This window comes from Streptomyces zagrosensis, from assembly GCF_014203645.1.
Classification (GTDB): Bacteria; Actinomycetota; Actinomycetes; order Streptomycetales; family Streptomycetaceae; genus Streptomyces; species Streptomyces zagrosensis.
On sequence record NZ_JACHJL010000001.1, the window covers coordinates 505,334 to 525,285 of the forward strand.

At 71.2% G+C, this 19,952-nt stretch carries 17 protein-coding genes; 13 read left to right on the forward strand and 4 right to left on the reverse strand.

Annotation, left to right across the window (positions count from 1 at the left end; all coding sequences use genetic code 11):
* Positions 1-24: 24 nt before the first annotated feature.
* Entirely contained in the window at positions 25-1,533 is a 1,509-nt protein-coding gene (locus FHS42_RS02150) for an aminotransferase class V-fold PLP-dependent enzyme (RefSeq protein ID WP_184568741.1), read from the forward strand.
* Positions 1,534-1,734: 201 nt separating this feature from the next.
* Here the strand turns inward: FHS42_RS02150 and FHS42_RS02155 are convergent, their stop codons facing one another.
* Complete coding sequence (locus tag FHS42_RS02155) at positions 1,735-2,016, reverse strand: Lrp/AsnC family transcriptional regulator (RefSeq protein ID WP_184568742.1); 282 nt, start codon at positions 2,014-2,016, stop codon at positions 1,735-1,737.
* Positions 2,013-2,753 (reverse strand): rhomboid family intramembrane serine protease, encoded by a 741-nt coding sequence (locus tag FHS42_RS02160; RefSeq protein WP_246494106.1) that lies wholly within the window; start codon positions 2,751-2,753, stop codon positions 2,013-2,015. The genes FHS42_RS02155 and FHS42_RS02160 overlap by 4 nt, the downstream gene beginning before the upstream one ends.
* 287 nt (positions 2,754-3,040) lie before the next feature.
* Between FHS42_RS02160 and FHS42_RS02165 the strand changes: the two genes are divergently transcribed.
* From FHS42_RS02165 to FHS42_RS02190, 6 genes are all read left to right on the forward strand, one after another.
* On the forward strand, positions 3,041-3,280 hold the full coding sequence (locus tag FHS42_RS02165) for a hypothetical protein (protein WP_184568743.1): 240 nt from the start codon (positions 3,041-3,043) through the stop codon (positions 3,278-3,280).
* Positions 3,281-3,390: 110 nt separating this feature from the next.
* Positions 3,391-4,695: an NYN domain-containing protein gene (locus FHS42_RS02170; protein WP_312866698.1), complete on the forward strand. Its 1,305-nt coding sequence runs from the start codon at positions 3,391-3,393 to the stop codon at positions 4,693-4,695.
* A 591-nt stretch (positions 4,696-5,286) separates the two neighbouring features.
* The gene (locus FHS42_RS02175) at positions 5,287-6,378 is read left to right on the forward strand and encodes a C40 family peptidase (RefSeq protein ID WP_184568744.1); all 1,092 of its coding nucleotides are present in this window, start codon (positions 5,287-5,289) and stop codon (positions 6,376-6,378) included.
* A gap of 429 nt (positions 6,379-6,807) precedes the next feature.
* Entirely contained in the window at positions 6,808-7,923 is a 1,116-nt protein-coding gene (locus tag FHS42_RS02180; protein ID WP_376772500.1) for a C40 family peptidase, read from the forward strand.
* Between the two features lie 152 nt (positions 7,924-8,075).
* Positions 8,076-9,347, forward strand: a complete 1,272-nt coding sequence (locus FHS42_RS02185) for a hypothetical protein (protein WP_376772517.1) — start codon at positions 8,076-8,078, stop codon at positions 9,345-9,347.
* A gap of 187 nt (positions 9,348-9,534) precedes the next feature.
* Positions 9,535-10,677, forward strand: coding sequence for a glycosyltransferase family 4 protein (locus tag FHS42_RS02190; protein WP_184568746.1), 1,143 nt, complete (start codon positions 9,535-9,537; stop codon positions 10,675-10,677).
* A gap of 145 nt (positions 10,678-10,822) precedes the next feature.
* On the opposite strand, the gene FHS42_RS02195 is transcribed toward FHS42_RS02190, so the two are convergent.
* Positions 10,823-12,619 (reverse strand): AMP-dependent synthetase/ligase, encoded by a 1,797-nt coding sequence (locus FHS42_RS02195; protein ID WP_184568747.1) that lies wholly within the window; start codon positions 12,617-12,619, stop codon positions 10,823-10,825.
* Between the two features lie 264 nt (positions 12,620-12,883).
* On the opposite strand from FHS42_RS02195, the gene FHS42_RS02200 reads away from it, so the two are divergent.
* The 6 genes from FHS42_RS02200 (at position 12,884) to FHS42_RS02225 (ending at position 18,837) form a co-directional block, all read left to right on the forward strand.
* Complete coding sequence (locus tag FHS42_RS02200) at positions 12,884-13,663, forward strand: metallophosphoesterase family protein (protein WP_184568748.1); 780 nt, start codon at positions 12,884-12,886, stop codon at positions 13,661-13,663.
* Positions 13,664-14,021: 358 nt separating this feature from the next.
* Positions 14,022-14,471: an SRPBCC family protein gene (locus FHS42_RS02205; protein WP_184568749.1), complete on the forward strand. Its 450-nt coding sequence runs from the start codon at positions 14,022-14,024 to the stop codon at positions 14,469-14,471.
* 5 nt (positions 14,472-14,476) lie between these two features.
* Positions 14,477-15,946 carry an ArsA family ATPase gene (locus tag FHS42_RS02210; RefSeq protein ID WP_184569049.1) on the forward strand — a complete coding sequence of 490 codons (1,470 nt, stop codon included), beginning with the start codon at positions 14,477-14,479 and terminating at the stop codon, positions 15,944-15,946.
* Positions 15,947-16,259: 313 nt separating this feature from the next.
* The gene (locus FHS42_RS02215; RefSeq protein WP_312866700.1) at positions 16,260-16,709 is read left to right on the forward strand and encodes a DUF5304 domain-containing protein; all 450 of its coding nucleotides are present in this window, start codon (positions 16,260-16,262) and stop codon (positions 16,707-16,709) included.
* A gap of 56 nt (positions 16,710-16,765) precedes the next feature.
* A complete protein-coding gene (locus FHS42_RS02220; RefSeq protein ID WP_184568751.1) occupies positions 16,766-17,707 on the forward strand; it encodes an ROK family glucokinase in 942 nt (313 codons plus the stop codon).
* A 317-nt stretch (positions 17,708-18,024) separates the two neighbouring features.
* A complete protein-coding gene (locus tag FHS42_RS02225) occupies positions 18,025-18,837 on the forward strand; it encodes an endonuclease/exonuclease/phosphatase family protein (protein ID WP_312866667.1) in 813 nt (270 codons plus the stop codon).
* A 30-nt stretch (positions 18,838-18,867) separates the two neighbouring features.
* On the opposite strand, the gene FHS42_RS36525 is transcribed toward FHS42_RS02225, so the two are convergent.
* Positions 18,868-19,662 carry a hypothetical protein gene (locus FHS42_RS36525; RefSeq protein ID WP_376772518.1) on the reverse strand — a complete coding sequence of 265 codons (795 nt, stop codon included), beginning with the start codon at positions 19,660-19,662 and terminating at the stop codon, positions 18,868-18,870.
* Positions 19,663-19,952 lie beyond the last annotated feature (290 nt).

A 19,952-nucleotide genomic window follows, 5' to 3' on the forward strand; every position in this document is an offset into this window, starting at 1 on the left:
CCTGCCCTGCCGGGAGATCTCGCCATGTCCACGCACCCTTCTGCTACCGCCCCGGCCACCGCTTTGGCCGCATCTGCCCCGGCCCATGCCGCCGCCGGCGGGGCGCCCGCCGTTGCTGCTTCCGCTGGCGGCGCCGCGCCATCCGACCCCGCCTGCGCGCTCGCCACGACCGCTGCGCCGTTGCCGGTGCTGGGTGCGGATGTACGGGTTCCGCTGGTCACCGGCGGCGAGGTCACCTACGCCGCGCTCGACTACGCCGCCAGCGCGCCCGCCCTGCGCCGGGTGTGGGACGACGTGGCCGCGTACGCCCCCTACTACGGCAGTGTGCACCGCGGCGCCGGCTACCTCTCACAGCTGTCCACCGACCTGTTCGAGACCAGTCGTGCCGATGTGGCAGCCTTCCTCGGCTGCCGCGCCGATGACCAGGTGATCTTCACCCGTTCCACCACCGACTCGCTCAACCTGCTGGCCGCCGTGCTGCCCACCGGCACCCGGGTGTTCGTGTTCGAGACCGAGCACCACGCGTCGCTGCTGCCCTGGGAGCGTCGCGAGGGCGTACAGGTGAGCTACCTCAGCGCCCCCCGGTCGCCGGGCGAGGCCGTGCAGACGCTGGAGCGCGCGCTGGCCGAGCAGCAGCGGGACGCGACGCCCGCCCTGGTCTGTGTGACGGGTGCCTCGAATGTGACCGGAGAGCTGTGGCCGGTGCGGGAGCTGGCGCAGGCGGCGCACGCGCACGGCGCCCGGATCGTCCTTGACGCCGCGCAACTCGCGCCGCACCACCCGGTCAGCGTCGCGGAGTTGGACGTGGACTGGATCGCGTTCTCCGGGCACAAGCTGTACGCGCCGTTTGGCTCCGGGGTGCTCGCCGGGCGGTCGGACTGGCTGCGCGAAGCCGAGCCGTACCTCGCGGGTGGCGGCGCCAGCCGCACGGTGGCGCGGCGTGTGGACGGCGGGGTGGACGTCGAGTGGCACACCACCGCCGCCCGTCACGAGGCCGGTTCGCCCAACGTCATCGGCGTGTACGCGATCGCGGCGGCGTGCAAGGCGCTGACCGAGGCGGGGTTCGACACGCTGGTGGCCAGGGAACAGCAGCTGATCGCGAAGGTACGAGACGGGCTCGCCGATGTGCCGCAGGTGCGGGTGCTCTCACTGTTCGGCGACGACGCGCCCCGAGTCGGAGTGCTCTCCTTCGTCGTGGACGGCTGGAACAGCTCGCACTTCGCGGCGGCATTGTCCGCGGAGTACGGGATCGGCGTACGAGACGGGCTGTTCTGCGCGCACCCGCTGGTGCGGACGCTGCTCGGTGGAGAGCAGACGGAGCCCGGGGAGTGCGGTGCGCCGGAGCAGGCCAACGGGCCTGGCGGCGCGGGTTCGCTCAACGCGATTCGGGTCAGCTTTGGTGCGGGAACGCCCGATGAGCACGTGGAGCGATTCGTGCGGGCGGTACGGGAACTGGTGCAGGACGGGGCGCGGTGGAGCTACCGCACCGAGGACGGCCGCTGCGTACCGGACCGCGGAGCAGCGGCGGCCTGAGCACACTGGCGCTTCCCGGGCCCGCGGGCCCGGGAGCCGTGCGGGCTTGATCCGGTGTCGCGCTCCCGGGTCTGGCTGCGCCGGGCGTAGCTGGGCGAGGGTGTGCCGCGCGAGGGTGGGCCAAATTCGCGTTCGACCTTCGACGGCACGTCCCGCGCCACCCAAGGCGCTACGGGGTCGAGCCCGCTACGGGGCGAGCCGCTACGAGTCGAGCCCGATGGCGAACGCCGCCTCCAGGTCGTGCTGCGAGTACGTACGAAAGGCGATGTGCGTCTCCGTAGCGGCCACGCCGGGCACCTTGCTGATGCGGCCGGGGATGACGTCCGCCAGGTCATCGTGTTCAGCCACTCGCACCATGGCGATCAGGTCGTGCGCGCCGGTGACCGAGTACACCTCGCTGACGCCCTCCAGCGCGGCGATCTTCTCGGCGATCTCGGGGATCTGGTCCACGCTGGTCTTGATGAGCACGATCGACGTGATCACGGCTGGCTGTCTCCCTCGGTGGCCTGGACGGGCCCTTTCACTGTAGCCGGACGCTTCGGGTCCGGCTCAGCCCCCGCCCGCCCGCGCCAGCAGGCCAGGGCGTAGAGGAAGCCGATGCCGAAGCCGATCAGATGTGCGAGATAGGCGACGCCGGGGCGGGGGCCGCTCTGGCGGGCGGCCAGCCATTGGAGTGTGCACCAAAACGGCAGGACCAGCCAGGCGGGAAAGCGCAGCGGTAGGAAGAACAAAAAGGGGAAGAGGCTGGTGACCCGGGCTTGCGGAAAGAGGAAGAGAAAGGCGCCGAGCACCCCGGAGATCGCCCCGGACGCCCCCACCAGCGGCTGGGTGGACTCCGTGTGCGCAGCGGCGAAGCCGACGAGCGCTAGATAGCCGGTGGCCAGGTAGAACAGCAGGAATCGCAGCCGGCCAAGGCGTGCCTCGGCCATCGTCCCGAACACATGGAGGAAGAGCATGTTGCCCAGCAGGTGTAGCCAGTTCCCGTGGACGAAGAGGGCTGTCAGTGGGTCAAGGGCCAGTGGAACGGGACCGTCCCACAACTGCGCGGGCACCACACCCCAGCGCGCAAAGTAGTCGGCCTGCGCGCGCAGGAGTTCGGACCGGGCCCCATCCGGGGGAGACAGCTCGGCCGATGGGCTGACCAAGAAGAGGAGACAGCAACTAGCGATGAGGGCATATGTCATGAGAGGGCCGTCGAACGACATCGCCTTCTTGAACATGTCCAGATCATCCCGTATCCGTATGAACCCGGCGGATCGCCTCGCCGAGTGCCGGGTACCGCTGTGGCCCCCACCCGACGTCCATCAGGCCGTAGGGTTACGGGAAGCACTCCCGCAGTCCGAGGGCGCACCGCGGTGGGGTCCGGGCGCTCCGGGGGCAGGCGGTAGGCCGTGTGTGGCCTACCGCGCTTGGTGCGACGCGTGTGGACGCGGCCGTATCGCGCGGCAGGCCGGGCGGGAAACCGCGTGGGCCGCGAACGAACGCGAAGAAGACTAAGGACGACACCATGGCCGTTCCCCAGCCGACAGCGGACACTCGCTGGCGCTGCACCTTGTGCGGCAACCTCACCCGCTTCGATGTGACCCGCTCGACCAAGGTGGTCGAGTACGTCCACCTCGACCTGGCCGGGGAGCACAGGATCGAGGAGCGCGAGGTGGTCAGTGAGACTATTGAGTCGGTGCGCTGCCGCTGGTGTAACGCGGTCGATCAGATCGAGCTGGTGGACCGCCCGGGCGCGAGCGCCTGAGAACGGAGCGGTGACAGGTGGTGGAGCGGACGAGCGGCCCAGACGCTGTTGATGGTGCTGGGGACGCCGGGGACTCTGGCGACTGCGAAGGCGCCGGCGAGGCTGCCGAGGTGCTCGACCGCCCGCTGCCCGAAGGGGTCAGGCATCGGGTCGTGTCCCTGGTCGCCGATGCCTTCGGCGGGTTGACCGTTGGTGAGCTACCGCCTCAGTTGCGACAGTACGCCCGCTTCACCCCAACGCGCCGGGCGAAGTTCGCGGGAAACGCCATGGCCGTCGCCGTCGCGACGGTGCCGGCGTTCCGGCAGCGGATCGCCGCCCGGCTTCGTGAGACGCAGTCCGAGCTGGCCGAGGCCATCGACGCCGGATCGCCGCCGGCCGCTGCCGACCCGGTGGATGTCGCCGCCATCGCCTACGTGTTGCGGCCCACCGGCTGGGTCAAGCTCGTCGAGGCCGCCGGCGAGGAGGCGCAGCGGGTCAATGCCGAGCGCGCCGGGGAGCAGGTCCTTGACGAGCTACGGCGGGTGCGCGAAGAACTGGATCAGGTGCGCGCGGCAGCCCGCAGCGATGGGGACCGCGCGCGTACGGAGCTTGAGGCGGCCCGCAAGGAGGCCGACGCGCTCCAACGCAAGCTGCGCAGCGCGCTCAGCGACGTCCGGCGCGGTGAGGCGGCGCTGCGCAAGTCCGCCAGCGAACTGGAGGCCCAGCGCGCCGCCGCCGCGGCCGAGCAGGCGCGGGGCGAGGGGGAGGCGCGGCGCCTGAAGGCCAAGCTCGCCGAGACCGACGCGGCCCTTGAGGCCAGCCGCCGTGCCGTGCGCGAGGGACGCAGCGTGGAGGACATGCGCCTGCGGCTGTTGCTCGACACCATGCTCGATGCGGCTCAGGGGCTGCGCCGCGAACTGGCGTTGCCGCCCGCCTCCATGCGACCGGCCGACACGGTGGACGCCGTGGAGCCCGGCAAGATGACGCCCAAGGACATCGCGGCCCGCGCTCTGTCCGACATGGACCCCGCGCTGCTCGACCAACTCCTCGCCCTGCCGCAGGCCCATCTGGTGGTGGATGGTTACAACGTCACCAAGACCGGCTATCCGACGATGCCGTTGGAAAAGCAGCGGCTGCGGCTGCTCGGTGGCCTCGCGGTGCTCGCGGCGCAGACCGGCGCCGAGATGACCTGTGTCTTCGACGGGGCCGAGCTGGCCGCCCCGGTGCTGCTCGCGCCGCCGCGCGGGGTACGGGTGATGTTCAGCAAGCCGGGTGTGACCGCCGACGAGCTGATTCGGCAACTGGTGCGGGCCGAGCCACCCGGTCGGCCCGTGGTGGTGGTCTCCACCGACCGTGAGGTGGCCGATGGCGTGGCCAAGGCCGGGGCCCGCCCGGTGGCGTCCGCGCTGCTGCTCAAGCGCCTCGCGCGCACCTGATCCCCAGCGGCCAGGGCACTCGCCGACGTCGGCGCTCCCTGGCCCCAGCATCTCCTTGCCCCAGCATCTTTTTGGCCCGGCGCACCCCGGTGTCGGCCCGTACCGGAAGCGGCGTACCGGAAGCGCGCACGGGAAGCGGCCGGTGCGCCCCGCGGCGCGCTGGGGCGCGCAGGCTGCCGCTCACTGCGGTCGGTCCACCCGCGGCGCCGAATGGCGCGGCATCCGATCTGATAGCGGCTCATCTACGAGCAGCTTTGGACGAACCGGTCAACTTCCGTCGGGTCGCGGGCAATGGCCGCGTATGTGCTGCTCGGAGGTGAGCTGTGTGTCAGTGTGGGGTCACCGAATGTGTGATGTTGGTAAAGGATGCGTCCGACGGCCAAGATTTTCCCCTGTGAGTTTGAACGGATCACGGGGAGGTCACTAAGGTCGAGCCTCGAACCTTCGCGCGGTTGATCACTCATCCGGAGTGGCAGCGGAGGTACCGCCGAGTCTGTGCTGCCGACCCTCGCCCTGGGTGTCTGTGACACAGAGCCGGGTTAGCGCCCCAGCACCCGGTAGGCGGCTGGAGGAAGAAGGAGCTCGCCCACTGTGGCGTCCCACCGTCGTCCCAAGCAGCCGAGCCGCACTCGGGTAACCGTCCTCACCGCGACCGCCGCCGCTGCCGTCGCCCTCACCTCGCAGGCCGCGCACGCCGACCCGAAGCCGACCAAGAAGGACGTCAAGGCTCAGGTTGACAAGCTGTACGAAGAGGCCGAGGTGGCCACCGAGAAGTACAACGGGGCCAAGGAAAAGCAGGACACCCTCGAACAGCAGGTGGACGCGCTCCAGGACAAGGTGGCACGCGGTCAGGGGGAGCTCAACCAGCTCCGTAACGGCCTGGGTTCGATGGCCACCGCCCAGTACCGCTCCGGCGGCGTGGACCCCTCCTTGCAGCTCATCCTCGCCTCAGACCCGGATGACTACCTGGACAAGGCGTCCACGCTCAACCAGGTCAGCAGCAAGCAGGCGGGCTCCCTCAAGAAGATCGCCGACAAGCAGCGCACCCTCCAGCAGCAGCGTGAGGAGGCCGGCTCGAAGCTCAAGGACCTGGCCGAGACGCGCAAGGCGCTGGGCGGCAAGAAGAAGGACATCCAGGGCAAGCTCTCCAAGGCCCAGTCGCTACTCAACACTTTGAGTGCCGAGGAACGCGCGAAGATCGCCGAGGCGGAGGAGCGCGCCAACCGCTCCGCCTCCGAGCGCGCCAACCTCGACACGAAAACCGGCGAGGACACGGGCAAGGACGCCGGCGGCACTGGTGACACCGGTGACACGGGCAAGGACGTGCCGGTGTCGGGCCGCGCCGGCGCCGCCCTCGCCGCCGCGAAGACCAAGATCGGTTCCCCGTACGTGTGGGGAGCCACCGGGCCGAGCTCCTTCGACTGCTCGGGACTCACCTCCTGGGCGTACGGCCAGGCTGACGTCTCGCTCGATCGCACCTCGCAGGCGCAGGCCAACAACGGCACCCGCATTGGGCAGAGCGAACTCCAGCCCGGCGACCTGGTGCTCTTCTACGGGGACCTGCACCACATCGGTCTCTACGCGGGCAACGGCCAGGTGCTGCACGCCCCGAAGCCCGGCGCCAATGTGCGCTTCGAGTCGATCAACAACATGCCGTTCCAGTTCGGCGTCCGCGTCGGCTGAGTACATACTTCGGGCGCCCGGGCCGCACGGCGGCCCGGGCGCTTTCGGTTGAGCGCCCGTCGCTGGCCTGTGCACACCGCGCGCAATTGCCGCTCTACGCCCCTGGGTTGGGCGCAGGCGAGGCGCCGCCGCCGACCGGTCGTCGGGGCTGTGGCGGTGCTGCTGCCCACGTCGAGCGACCGCTGCGCGGATACACGCGCCAACGTAGCGCCCGTTCGAGGGAACCGCCGGGCTTCGGGTTGACCGCCTGCCATGCCGGTGACCTGCACCTTGGGAGAGACGGGCAGGGCAGGGCGGCGCGTTGTGCGCCGAACGGTCCTTGGATGCTCCGTGGTCGTACGGCTACTGTCTGCGGCGCGGTCACGCCCTGTCGTACGCCTGTCCGTGGGCGCGGGGGACCGCTCCCAGCGGAAGGGAAAGCGGCCTCCAGTGGCGTCCCATCGCCGTACCTCGCCCTCAGCACATGACCGGCCGGCCCGGGTGACCATGTTGTCCGCCGCGCTGGCCGCCTCAGCGGTCGCGCTCTCCGCGGCCCCGGCCGGGGCCGACCCCGGTGCCCGGCCCGCCGGCCCGCCAAGCAGCGACGCCCAGCGCGGTGATGCCCACGGCGCGCAGAGCACCAGCTCCGCCAAGCGGACCGTGGATCGTCTCTTCCACCAGGCCGAGCGGGCCACCGAGAAGTACAACCTGGCCAAGGAGCACACCGACGAACTCCGCGATCGTGTGAACGTCTTGCACAACAGGGTGGCCCGTGGCCAGGAGAAGGTCAACCAGTTGCGCGGCGCGCTCGGCGCGCTCGCCGGCGCCCAGTACCGCTCCGGCGGCGTTGACCCGAGCCTGACCCTGCTGCTCACCGAGGATCCGGACGGCTTCCTCACCAAGTCCGCGACGCTCGACCGCATCACCAACCGGCACACGGGCCAACTCCGGATGCTGCGCACGGCACAACGGGTGCTGCGGCAAGAACGTACCGAGGCCGCAGGCAAGCTCGTTGAGCTCGAACGCAGCCGAAAGGCCGTCTCCCAGCACAAGCGTGAGGTGACGGCCAAGCTCGCCGCCGCCCGTACGGTCCTCAACGGCCTCACCCAAGCCGAACGGGACGAGGTGCGGCGCGGCGAGCGCGCGCAGCGCACGGAGCGGCAGGGCCGGCCGGACGAGCAGCCCGGCGAGGCGGGTGTGGCGGGTGCGGTCACGGTTTCCTCGCGCGCCGCCGCCGCCGTGCGCGCCGCCCAGCAGGCCGTTGGATCGCCGTACGCCTGGGGGCAGGCGGGGCCCAGCGCCTACGACTGCTCGGGGCTGACCCAGTGGGCGTGGCACCGGGCTGGCGTGTCCGTTCCCCGCACCTCGCAGGGGCAGGCCGGCGCCGGCCAACGGGTGCCGCTGAGCCAGGCGCAACCGGGCGACCTGGTGGTCTACCGCGACGACGCCAGCCACGTCGGGATGTATGTGGGCAGCGGACAGGTGATCCACGCCCCCTACCCGGGCGCGCAGGTGCGCTACGACCCCGTCCAGATGATGCCCGTGTCCTCCGTCAACCGGCCCTGACACGGAGTGCGGCGTCGGCCGCCTCGGCATCGGTGTTCGGCTGATGCTGCCGGCGGGCAGCCCGTACGATCGACGGCGTGGCGGGCAGGTTGCGGTGGGGTGGACGGTGGGCGGTCAGTGGCGTAGTGGCCGTCCTGGTGGCGTTGACGGCGATGCTCAGCGCGCTGGCCGCGATGGCGGGCTGGGACGATGAGTCGGAGAAGCCCGACCCCGATGTCCGAAGCATCCAACGGTTGCTGGAGCGGCGTGCCGAGGCCGTGCGGGACCGGGACAAGGACGCGTATCTGGCGACCGTTGACCGCGTGGCCAGCCGCCATCGCACCGACCAGCAGCGGATGTTCGACGACCTGGCCGAGGTGCCGCTCAGCTCCTGGCAGTACCGCCTGGTCCGCAAGGGCGGCTTCCCGCCCGTCGTGGGCACTGGGCGCAGGGTCGCCGTGCAGGTTGAACTCAGCTACCGCATCAAGGGATACGACACCGCGCCCGTGGTCGCACCGCAGCGGTTCACCCTCGTCCAGCACGGCCACCGTTGGTACGTGGCCGCGGACGAGGTGTTCGACGGTGAGCCCGGCGCTGCCGCGCCGGTGGCCGACCAGCGCGACGTGCAGCAACTATGGGATCAGGGCCGGGTCTCGGTGGTCCGCGGTCGGCACAGCCTGGTGCTCGGCGTCGGCCATGACCGGCGCTACCTCCAGGACGTCGCCGAGACCGCGGACGGCGCGGTGCCCGCCGTGCAGCGGGCCTGGCGCGGACCGTGGGCGGGCCGCGTGGTGGTCCAGGTGCCGAGCTCGCTGGGCGACATGGCGGGCCTACTCGGCGGTTCCGCTTCCGGTTATCGGGGGATCGCCGCGGTCACCACCGGCGAGATCGGCGGCTCGGGCACCGTGCCCGCAGATCGGGTGATCGTCAACCCCGACGCGTACGACGTGCTCGGCGACCTCGGGCGGCGGGTCGTGATGACCCATGAGAGCGCCCATGTCGCCACCCGCGCCCACACCTCCCCCAGCACCCCGCTATGGCTCTCCGAGGGCTTCGCCGACTGGATCGGCTACCGCGAGACCAAGACCTACCCCCGTCAGGTCGCCCCCGAGCTGACCCGCTCCGTCGAGAGCGGCAAGCTGCCCCGTGAGCTGCCGGGCGACGCCGACTTCGGCTTCACCGGAGACGGCAATGTGCTGGCCCAGGCGTACGAGCAGGGCTGGCTCGCCTGCCGCATGATCGCCGACCAGTGGGGGGAGCGGAAGCTGGTCGCCTTCTACCGCGCGGTCGGCAAGGCGCCTGATCGCCAAGGAGCCGTGCGCGAGGCACTGCGCCGAGAACTGGGCATCAGTGAGGATGAGTTCACGGAGCGCTGGCGGTCCTACCTGAAGAAACAACTCGGCGCGCAGGCCGAGCCGCAGCCACGGCGACAGCAGGTGCCGTAGGACCGCCAAGCTGGCCGTGGTCCAGCGCGAGCGACGGCGGACGCCTACGGGGAACGCCGAGGGGAACACGAGGGGAGCACGACGGGAGCACTGACCGGGAATACTGCGGGACGCCCTGCGTAATGCCCCCTTCGCAATGCCGCTGCGCGACGCCGTGGAGGGATCGGTTTGGGTACTGTCGGCGGCGATGGACAAGACCTTGATCGTCACCAACGACTTCCCGCCCCGACCCGGCGGCATCCAAACGTTTTTGCACAACATGGCGCTGCGCCTGGACCCGGCACAGCTCGTCGTCTACGCCAGTACCTGGAAGCGCGGACCGGAAGGCGCACAAGCATGCGCCGCCTTCGACGCGGAGCAGCCCTTCACGGTGGTGCGCGACCCTACGACCATGCTGCTGCCCACGCCCCGCGTCACCCGGCGGGCGAGCGAGTTGCTGCGCGCGCACGGCTGCTCCTCGGTGTGGTTCGGCGCCGCGGCCCCGCTGGGCTTGATGGCCCCCGCACTACGCGCCGCGGGCGCGCGGCGGCTGGTTGCCACCACCCACGGGCACGAAGCCGGCTGGGCCCAGCTCCCCGCCGCCCGGCAGCTGCTACGCCGGATCGGGGAAGGCACCGACACCCTCACCTACCTCGGTGAGTACACCCGCTCCCGGATCGCGGGCGCACTTGAGCGGCGGGCCGCCGACCGCATGGTCCCCCTGCCGCCGGGCGTGGACGAGAAGACCTTTCACCCCGGCTCCGGCGGCCAGGAACTCAGGGCCAGGCTCGGCCTCGCCGGCCGCCCCGTGGTGGTGTGCGTATCGCGGCTCGTACCGCGCAAGGGGCAGGACACACTGATCCTCGGGCTGCCGCGCATCCTGAGCCGGGTGCCGGACGCGGTGCTGCTGATCGTCGGCGGCGGCCCGTACCGGGCGGAGCTGGAACGGCTCGCCCGGCAGACCAACGTGACGGACTCGGTGCGCTTCACCGGCCCGGTGACCGCGGCGGAGCTGCCGGCCCACTACGGGGCGGGCGATGTCTTCGCGATGCCCTGCCGCACCCGGCGTGGTGGGCTCGACGTCGAGGGCCTTGGCATCGTCTACCTGGAGGCGTCCGCGACCGGGTTGCCCGTGGTGGCCGGAGACTCGGGTGGCGCGCCGGACGCGGTACTCGACGGGGAGAGCGGCTGGGTCGTACGGGGCAGCTCGCCCGAGGAGAGCGCGGACCGGATCGTCACCCTGTTGACCGACCCGGACCTACGCCACCGCATGGGCGAGCGCGGCCGGGCCTGGGTCGAAGAACGCTGGCGCTGGGACCTGTTGGCCCAGCGCCTGGCGGAACTGCTCTAACGCGCACGCCCTGAGCGGGGGCGTGCGCTGCTGCCTGCGCTGTGCGCTTCACGGGCGGGGTGGGGAAGTGGCGACACGCGGCGGAGCAGGGGCGAGGTGTGGGCGCGGCGAGAGGAGCCGCCGCGTCCTTGGGGCCGGCTCGGGCTCAGCCGTGGTAGATGGCCTCGATCTCGTCCGCGTAGTCCTTCGCCACCACATTCCGCTTGAGCTTCATCGAGGGCGTCACATGGCCCGAGTCCTCGGTGAACTGCGTGGGCAAGATGCGGAACTCGCGGACCGACTCGGCCTTGGAGACCGCCGCGTTGCCGTCGTCCACCGCGCGCTGAACCTCGGCGCGGAGTTCGGGGTCGAAACGCAGGTCGGCAGCGGCGCTGTCGGCGGGCTTCCCGTGCTCGGCCGCCCAGCGGGGCAAGAACTCCTCGTCCAGCGTGATCAGCGCGCCGACGAACGGTCGCGCCTCGCCCACCACCATGCACTCGGCAACCAGCGCGTGCGCCCGAATGCGGTCCTCGATGACGGCGGGGGCGACGTTTTTGCCGCCCGCCGTCACGATGATCTCCTTCTTGCGCCCCGTGATCGTCAGATAGCCATCCTCGTCGAGCGTTCCCACGTCGCCGGTGTGAAACCAGCCTTCGGACAGCGCTTCGGCGGTGGCCGTTTCGTTGTTCCAGTAGCCACTGAACAGGTGCTCGCCGTGCAGCAGCACCTCGCCGTCGTCCGCGATGCGCACCACCGAGCCCGGCATCGGCTGGCCCACCGTGCCGATCTTCTGCCGGTCCCACGGGTTGAACGTGGTGGCCGCGCAGGACTCCGTCAGGCCGTACCCCTCAAGGACCGTGAAGCCGATGCCCCGGTAGAAGTGCCCGAGCCGCTCGCCCAGCGGTGCGCCTCCGGAGATCGCGTGCGTGGCCCGGCCGCCGAGCACGGCGCGCAGCTTGCTGAACACCAGCCGGTCGAAGACCTTGTGCTTGAGCCGCAGGCCGAGCGGCACGCCGCCCGAGGTGTCGAGGGCGCGGCTGTACGCGATGGCGCACTCCGCCGCCTTGTCGAAGATCTTGCCCTTGCCGTCCGCCTGGGCCTTCGCCCGCGCCGAGTTGTAGACCTTCTCAAAGACGCGCGGCACACCGAGCACCAACGTCGGCCGGAAGGAGGCGAGTTCGGTGGTGAGGGTCTTGACGTCGGCGACATGGCCGAGCTTGATCGGCGCGAGTACGGCGGCCACCTGCACCAGACGGCCGAAGACGTGCGCCACCGGCAGGAAGAGCAGTACCGATGACTCGCCGGTCTGGAAGATCGGCTTCAGGCGTTCGACGGCGTTGCCGCACTCCGCGAAGAAGCTGCGGTGGGTCAGCACACAGCCTTTGGGGCGCCCGGTGGTACCCGAGGTGTAGACGATCGTGGCGGGGGAGTCGGCGGTCGCCGCGGCGCTGCGCTCATCGACGGCCGTGTCCGTGACCTCATCGCCGGCGGCCTCAAGCACCGCCACCGCGTCCTGTTCGATCTGCCACACATGGTCGAGGGCGGGCAATCCGTCGCGTACGGACTCCACGATGGCCTCGTGCTCCGGCGTCTCCACCAGACAGGCCACGGCGCCCGAGTCGCTGAGAATCCATTGGATCTGCTCGGGCGAACTGGTGTCGTACACCGGCACCGTGACCGCGCCCGCGCTCCAGATCGCGAAGTCGAGAAGCGTCCATTCGTAGCGGGTGCGGGACATCAGGCCGACCCGGTCGCCCGGCCGCACGTCGAAGGCGATCAGCCCCTTGGCCGCGGCGCGCACCTCGGCCAGGAAGGTGGCGGCCGTGACGTCCTGCCACTGGCCCTCGACCTTGCGGCCGAGCACGGCGACGTTCGGATGCTGGGCGGCGTTGCGCCGGATGAGGTCCGTCAAATTGCCGACGGCCGGTACTTCGTAAAGGGCCGGGAGGCTGAACTCGCGCAAGACTGCTGCTCCTCGTCGGGCGCCGGCGCCACGTCGCTGTGGCGTGCTACGTCGGCTGCGGTCCATGATCAGGCAGTGGGGTAGGACTGCCCGGACGTTACCCATCGGTACGGCTATTGGTATAGGGGTCACGCCTAGATGTTTTATGCGTCACACACCATGGAGGCTGCTTCGCGCACAGTAGTGCCAAAGCAGGGTGACGCGGAAGTAACCGCAGGTGGGGGCCCTTCCGGCGAACCACTTACCGGGCCTAGGGTGAGGCGCATGCGAGTTCACGTGGTCAGTGATGTGCATGGCAACAGCCGGGATCTGGGCACGGCGGGCGAGGGCGCCGATGTCCTGGTCTGCCTCGGTGACCTCGTGCTTTTCCTCGACTACGCCGATCACTCGCGCGGCATCTTCCCGGACCTGTTCGGCATCGAGAACGCCCACCGCATCGTGGCCCTGCGCACCGCCCGCCGCTTCGATGAGGCCCGCGAGTTCGCCCGCATGCTGTGGGCCGAGGTCGAGGAGCGAAGCGGCGGCAGCCGTGAGGCGGCCGTGGAGGTAGCGGTCCGCAGGCAGTATGCCGAGCTCTTCGCCGCCTTTCCGACGCCGACCTACGCCACCTACGGCAACGTCGATATCCCGGCTCTGTGGCCCGAGTACACGGGCGCCGGCACCACCGTCTTGGACGGCGAACGGGTGGAGATCGGGGGCCGGGTCTTCGGCTTCGTCGGCGGCGGACTACGAACCCCCATGCACACCCCGTACGAGATCGACGACGACACCTACGCGGCGAAGATCGCCGCACTCGGCGAGGTGGACGTGCTGTGCACGCACATTCCGCCCAACGTGCCCGAACTGTGTTACGACACCGTCGCCCGGCGCTTCGAGCGCGGCAGTTCGGCCTTGCTCGACGCTATCCGCGCGACCCGGCCGATGTACGCCCTGTTCGGCCACGTCCACCAGCCGCTCGCCCGCCGGATGCGGGTCGGCGCCACCGAGTGCGTCAACGTCGGTCACTTCGCCTCGACGGGCACGCCCTGGGTCCTGGAGTGGTGAGGCGGTCGCCGGCCGTCCGGCGCAGCGCAGCCATGCGTCGCGCAGCCAGTCGCCCCCGCGCCGCACGCTCGCTGTAGACCCGCCCCACGCCCATTGGACGCCCCCGTACGGCTGTACGAGCCCCGGTGGGCCATGGAGCTGCCGCCCGGGCGCCGTACTCCCGCTGTGGGCCCGCCGTGGACATGCTGTGCGCCTGCCCTGAGCCCGCCATGAAGCGCGGTGCGCCACGGCGCGGACTTGCCCCCGTGCGGGGCCGTATGGCGGGACCGGTCGCCGGCGGTCGGGCGGGTGGGCGGCGCGCGGTAGCCTTCAGCGGCAGGCGTACGAGGCGGCGGACCGGTATGGAGGAGCCACGGCGATGGCGGAACACACCAGCTCAAGCATCACGATCGAAGCGGCCCCGGCCGACGTGATGGGGGTGATCGCCGACTTCGACCGCTACCCCGAGTGGACCGGGGAGGTCAAGGAGGCCGAGGTCCTCGCGAAGGACCCACAGGGCCGTGCCGAACAGGTCAGGCTGGTACTCGACGCCGGGGCCATCAAGGACGACCACACCCTCGCGTACACCTGGTCAGGGGAGCGAGAGGTGAGCTGGTCGCTCGTGAAGTCCCAGATGCTGCGCTCGCTCGACGGCTCCTACCGACTTGCCCCCATCGGCGACGGCACCCGCACCCAGGTGACCTACCAACTCACCGTGGACGTCAAGATCCCCATGCTCGGCATGATCAAGCGCAAGGCCGAGAAGGTCATCATCGACCGGGCGTTGGCGGGCCTGAAGAAGCGCGTGGAGACCGGCGTGACCGGTTGACCCAGATGCGTACCGTCCTCATCACCGGCATCGGCGGAAGTGGCCGCACCACCATTGCCGCCGCCACCGCACTTGCGGCGGCCCGCGCCGGGCACCGCACCCTGCTGCTCACCACCGGCCGCGACGGCACCCTGGACGAAATCTTCGGCGCTGACGGCGCGCCGCCGGCTGCCGTCGCCTTTGCCGCTTCCGCTTCCTACGCCTCTGCTAGCCCTTCTGGTGCTGCCTCCACTTCCGCTGTTGACGATGCCGAGCAGACCGCGCCCTGGACCCCGCCCGTGGAGATGGCCAGCGGCCTGTGGGCGGCCCGGATCGCTACGGGCGAGCACTTCCGGACCGAGCTGACCGCCGTACAGGACCGCGCCCGCGCCGTTCTCGACTTCGTCGGTGCCACGGCCCTGGAGGCCGAGGAAGCCACCGAGCTGCCCGGCGCCGAGGCGTTCGCCCTGCTGGCAGCGGTGCGAGCGGCCCACAGGGGCGTTGAGCGCGCGGACCTGGGCCATGCAGACGCGGACCCCGCGGGCGGGGGCGGCCCGTACGACGACCACGCGGGCGAACCCGTCTGGGACGTGCTCGTCATCGATATGCCGCCCGCGCCCGAGGCGGCCCGACTGCTGGCGCTGCCGGAGCAACTCGGCCGCTATCTGCGGCGGTTGCTGCCGGCTGAGCGACAGGCCGCTCGTGCGCTGCACCCGGTACTGGCACAGCTCGCCGGCGTGCCCGTACCGACACAGCGGCTGTACGAGACGGTGGCGCAGTGGCACAGCGAGCTGGACGCCGTGCAGCGGATCATCGACTCCGACGCGCTGACGGTACGACTGGTCACCGAGCCGGGACCGCTGGCCGCCCGAGCCCTGCGCTCGGCCCGCACCGGGCTCGCCCTCTACGGGTGCCGGGTGGATGCGGTGATCGCCAACCGGCTGTTGCCCATGGGCTCCGCCGACCCCTGGTTGACCGCCGCTTCGGGTCAGCAGCAGGCCGCGCTCAAGGAGCTGCGGGAGGCGTACGAGCGGACGGAGCCGGCAGGCCCGTACGACGAGCAGCGCGCCGCCGACCGGACCGGGCCCCACCCATCGGCCAGTCCAAGGGCCAGGCCGCCCGGCAGCTTGGTGCGCGAGGTGCCGCATCTGGGGCGTGATCCGCGCGGCCTCGCGGACCTCGGGATGATCGCGGACGTGGTCGGCGCCCCCGATCTGCGCCCCGATCGGCCCGCAGCCGACCCCCGGACCATCGAGGACCGGCTGGCCAGCGAGGGGCTGCTGGTGTGGCGGCTGCCCCTGGAGGGGGCCGAGCGGGGCGAGATCGGGCTGGTGCGGCGCGGTGATGAACTGGTGATCACCGCGGGGCAGTTCCGCCGGGTGCTGCCGCTGCCGTCCGCGCTGCGCCGGTGCACCGTATCCGGCGCGGGTCTGCACGAGGGCGAGCTGCGGGTGCGCTTCGCGCCCGATCCGCAGCTGTGGCCCCGCAGGCCCTGAACGGCACACCGCCGTTCGGGTAACGTCGGATGGGCCGACCAGAACAGGCCGGGCCGATCGCCCCGGACGGGCCGACCGGCCAGCCGCACCGCAGGAGTCCGCCATGAGCGATGCCACCGAGCGCCCGGACGACGTCGAAGGCGTGCCCAGCCCTCCCCCTGAACCCGGCCAGGACGGCGCGGACAGCGGACGAGAGGCCCCCCAACCCGACCGGGCAGGGCGGGCCAGTCGGGCCCACCAGGCCGCCCAAGAAGACGACGCCACCCCAGCCGACCAGCCAAGCCAGGAGGGCCAGGAGAGCCAGCCCCGGTCCGTGCCCGACCCGAACGCCTGGGAGCAGGCGTGTGCCGAGGACCTCGCCGCCGAACGCGCCAGGCGACGGGCCCACTACGGACCGCAGCCGACCAGCGCCGCCGAGGAACTGCGGAAGTTGGCGGAAGCGGTGGCCAACAAGCTCTCTTCGCTTCAAGGCCCGATCGCTGGCATAGCTGCCCAAACCGTCGTACGGCAAGTCATCGGGCAGGCGAAGGCCGTGGTGGAACCCGTTATCGAGCGCAACCCCGATGTCTTCGATCACCTTGCGACGGCCGGATCAGAGCTGCTTGCAGCCTATCGAGCAGCGGTCATCGGGCAGGAGCAGCAATGGACCAAGGGCGATGACCAGGCAGCGCGCGGGAGCGCGAAGGGGGCGGCTGCGGAGCATGACTCGGGGGACGATCGAGACGATACGCCTCCAGGAAGTGAACGCATCGACCTCGACTGAGGCCGCCCTCCGGTACGGTTAGCCGCGGCGAGGTTCGACCGAGAACTGAGGGACACATGGGACTCACCATCGGCGTCGATATCGGCGGCACCAAGATCGCAGCAGGCGTGGTTGACGAAGAGGGCTCGATTCTCGACACCTGCAAGGTGCCGACACCGCCGACCCCAGAGGGCGTTGTGGACGCCATCGCGGAGGCGGTACGTACCGTCAGCGTTGACCACGAGGTGGAGGCGGTCGGCATCGGAGCCGCCGGCTACGTGGATGACAAGCGCGCCACCGTGTTGTTCGCGCCGAACATCAACTGGCGCCATGAGGCGCTCAAGGACAAGGTCGAACAGCGCGTCGGGCTGCCGGTCGTGGTGGAGAACGATGCCAACGCGGCGGCCTGGGGCGAGTACCGGTTCGGCGCGGGCCAGGGCCATGAGGACGTCATCTGCATCACGCTCGGCACCGGGCTCGGTGGCGGCGTGATCATCGGCAACAAGCTACGTCGAGGCCGGTTCGGCGTCGCGGGCGAGTTCGGGCACATTCGAGTAGTGCCGGACGGCCTGCTGTGCGGCTGCGGCAGCCAAGGCTGTTGGGAGCAGTACGCCTCCGGACGGGCTCTCGTTCGGTACGCGAAGCAACGCGCCGCCGCGACCCCGGAGAACGCGACGGTCCTGCTCAGCCTCGGCGACGGCACCGCCGCCGGGATCGAGGGCAGGCATGTGAGCCAGGCCGCCAGAAACGGCGACCCGGTCGCCATCGACTCCTTCCGCGAACTTGCCCGTTGGGCTGGCTCGGGCCTCGCCGACCTCGCCTCGCTCTTCGACCCGTCCGCGTTTATCGTCGGGGGCGGCGTCTCCGACGAGGGCGACCTCGTACTCGATCCGATCCGCAAGTCCTTCCGGCGCTGGCTGGTGGGCGGCCAATGGCGCCCCCACGCACAGGTGTTGGCGGCCCAACTCGGTGGCGAGGCAGGGCTGGTCGGCGCGGCGGACCTGGCCCGTCAGGGCTGATCAAGGCGGCGCGCGCTCCCCGCCGGCGCCGGGGGCGGGCTCGCGCCGGCATCGGTCACTCCTGAAGGCGCCTGTAACCCCATGCGGCGAAGGCAGGGACGGGTGCGGCCGGGAACGCTGCGGCCGGGAATGATGCGGCGAACGCCGGGAGGGCCCGAGAGCGGACGCGGGAACTCCGCGATCGTCCGGGGCCTGTCGAACTCGCCGGTTACTTGGGGAACTTCGGCCGCACCAGCATCGTCGGCAACGGTAGTACCACGCACGGCAGTACCGCAGAGAAGAACATCAGGGTCCGGTTTCAGTTCTGGAGTGGCGAAGTGACGCTCGCGGCCGTACGAAGTGATCAGCACGATCTGCCCGCATCCGGTAGGGAGCCAGACGGCTCCGTCGTGGTGCGGGTGCTCAGCTACAACATCCGCTCACTGCGCGACGAGCCCGGCCAGCGGCCGGGCACCGCCCGGCAGACGGTGGCCCGGGTGATCCGCGCAACCGCGCCCGATGTGGTGTGCGTCCAGGAGGCGCCGCGATTCTTCCGCTGGCGCAAGGCGCTGGCACGGCTGGCCCGCGACGCCGAGTTGTTCCACGTGACGGGCGGCGCCACCACCACGGGCCCGGCAATCTTCAGCACGCTACGGGCCCAGGTGGAGCACACCGAGGAGGTATTGCTGCCGCGTACGCCCGGTCAGCACCGGCGCGGCTTCGCCGCGGCCGTGCTGCGGTTCGGCGAGGTGCGGCTCGGCGTGGTGAGCTGCCACCTCAGCCCCGCCGCCGGCGAACGGTACAACCAGGCGGGGGCGCTGCTTAACCGGCTGTCCGGGTTGGACGCTCCGTACGCGGTGCTGGCGGGTGACCTCAACGAGCGTCCGGACGGCAGGGCGTTCCAGCGCCTGACCGGCCCCCTGTGCGATGCCTGGGTGGCGAAACCGTGGGGCAGCGAGTACACCTCGACACCCGCGGACCCGCGTCAGCGCCCCGATGCCGTGCTGACCACCGAGGGCGTCGAGGTTCTCGGCTGCGGAGTGCCGAACGGGCTCGCTGGAGTGCGCGCCGCCGATCTGCACGCCGCCGCCGACCATCTGCCGGTGCTGGCCGCACTTCGCCTGCCCCAACCCCCTACGGCCACCAGCTGACCTGGCGGGGCGAGACGACGGCCCGCGCGGTCAGACGACCGCGCCCCGTCCGGGGTCCTCGTCCTCCTCGTCATCGCTCCGCATCCGCATGACCAGCGTGGCGAAGCCGCCGAGGAAGCCGCCGACGCCAAGGGTGGCGATCCACCAGGTGATCTCCTGTTGGAACACCACCATCAGCAGCAGCAGGAGCGGCCCGCCGAGCACGGCGAGCCAGGCGAAGCGCGCCGTGGTGTCGGCCCGCGGCAGCGGCGGCGGCTCCGGAGGGACGAAATGGCCCTCGTCGGTCGCGTCGAGGTCGTTGTCCGATGGCTCGGCGGGCCGCCAATCGCGCGGGCCCACGCCCGGCGCGAAGACGACGGAGCTACCGACCGGCACCGCCGGTCGCGCCTGCGAATCGTCCGGGTCCGTGTCGGGCCCCCGGCCTTCGCTGCCGTCCGCCCCGGCCCGCCGCGTGGGCGTGGCGTCGTCCGCTGTGCCCAGCGTCTTGTCGGGCTTGCCCGGGGCGATCTCCCGGCCGGACCCGTCCATCATTGACTCGGCCCGGCCATCGGCCGCGGACCAGGGGGCCACGCCCGGCGGGTCCGGTGGCTCCTCGCCATAGGCCGCGACGATCTCGGCCCAGGCGTCGTCGTCGGCCGAGCGCTCCGAGGCCGCACGCTTTTGCTCGGCGCTGCTCCCGCCGCTGCCAGGCCGGCCGCTGCCGGTGGCGTCGTTCTTGGCCGCGTTGTCTCTGACAGCACCGTGTTTGACCGTGCCGTCTTTGGCCGTGGGGCCGTTCTGTCCGGCTGGCCCACCCTGGTCGGCCGCGCCGCCATGAGCTGCCAGATCACCCGTCGTGCGGTGCGTACCGTTCGTGCCCTCGCCCCTGTCGCCAGTGTCAGTGCCGGCGTGGTCGTCGCCGTCCGGGCCGGGCGCCGCTTGGCTGGCTGACTCCGCTGGACCTGCGGTCGGGAGCGCGCCGTCGTCGGTGCGTACGGCATCGGCCTGTGCGGCGTCCGCCTGTACGTCGTTGGCCTGCGCGGCATCGCCTGGCACGGCCTCCGCCCGTACGCCATCGCCCCGTACACCGTCGCCCTGTACGCCATCCGCCCTTACGTCGTTCGTCTGGGTGTCGT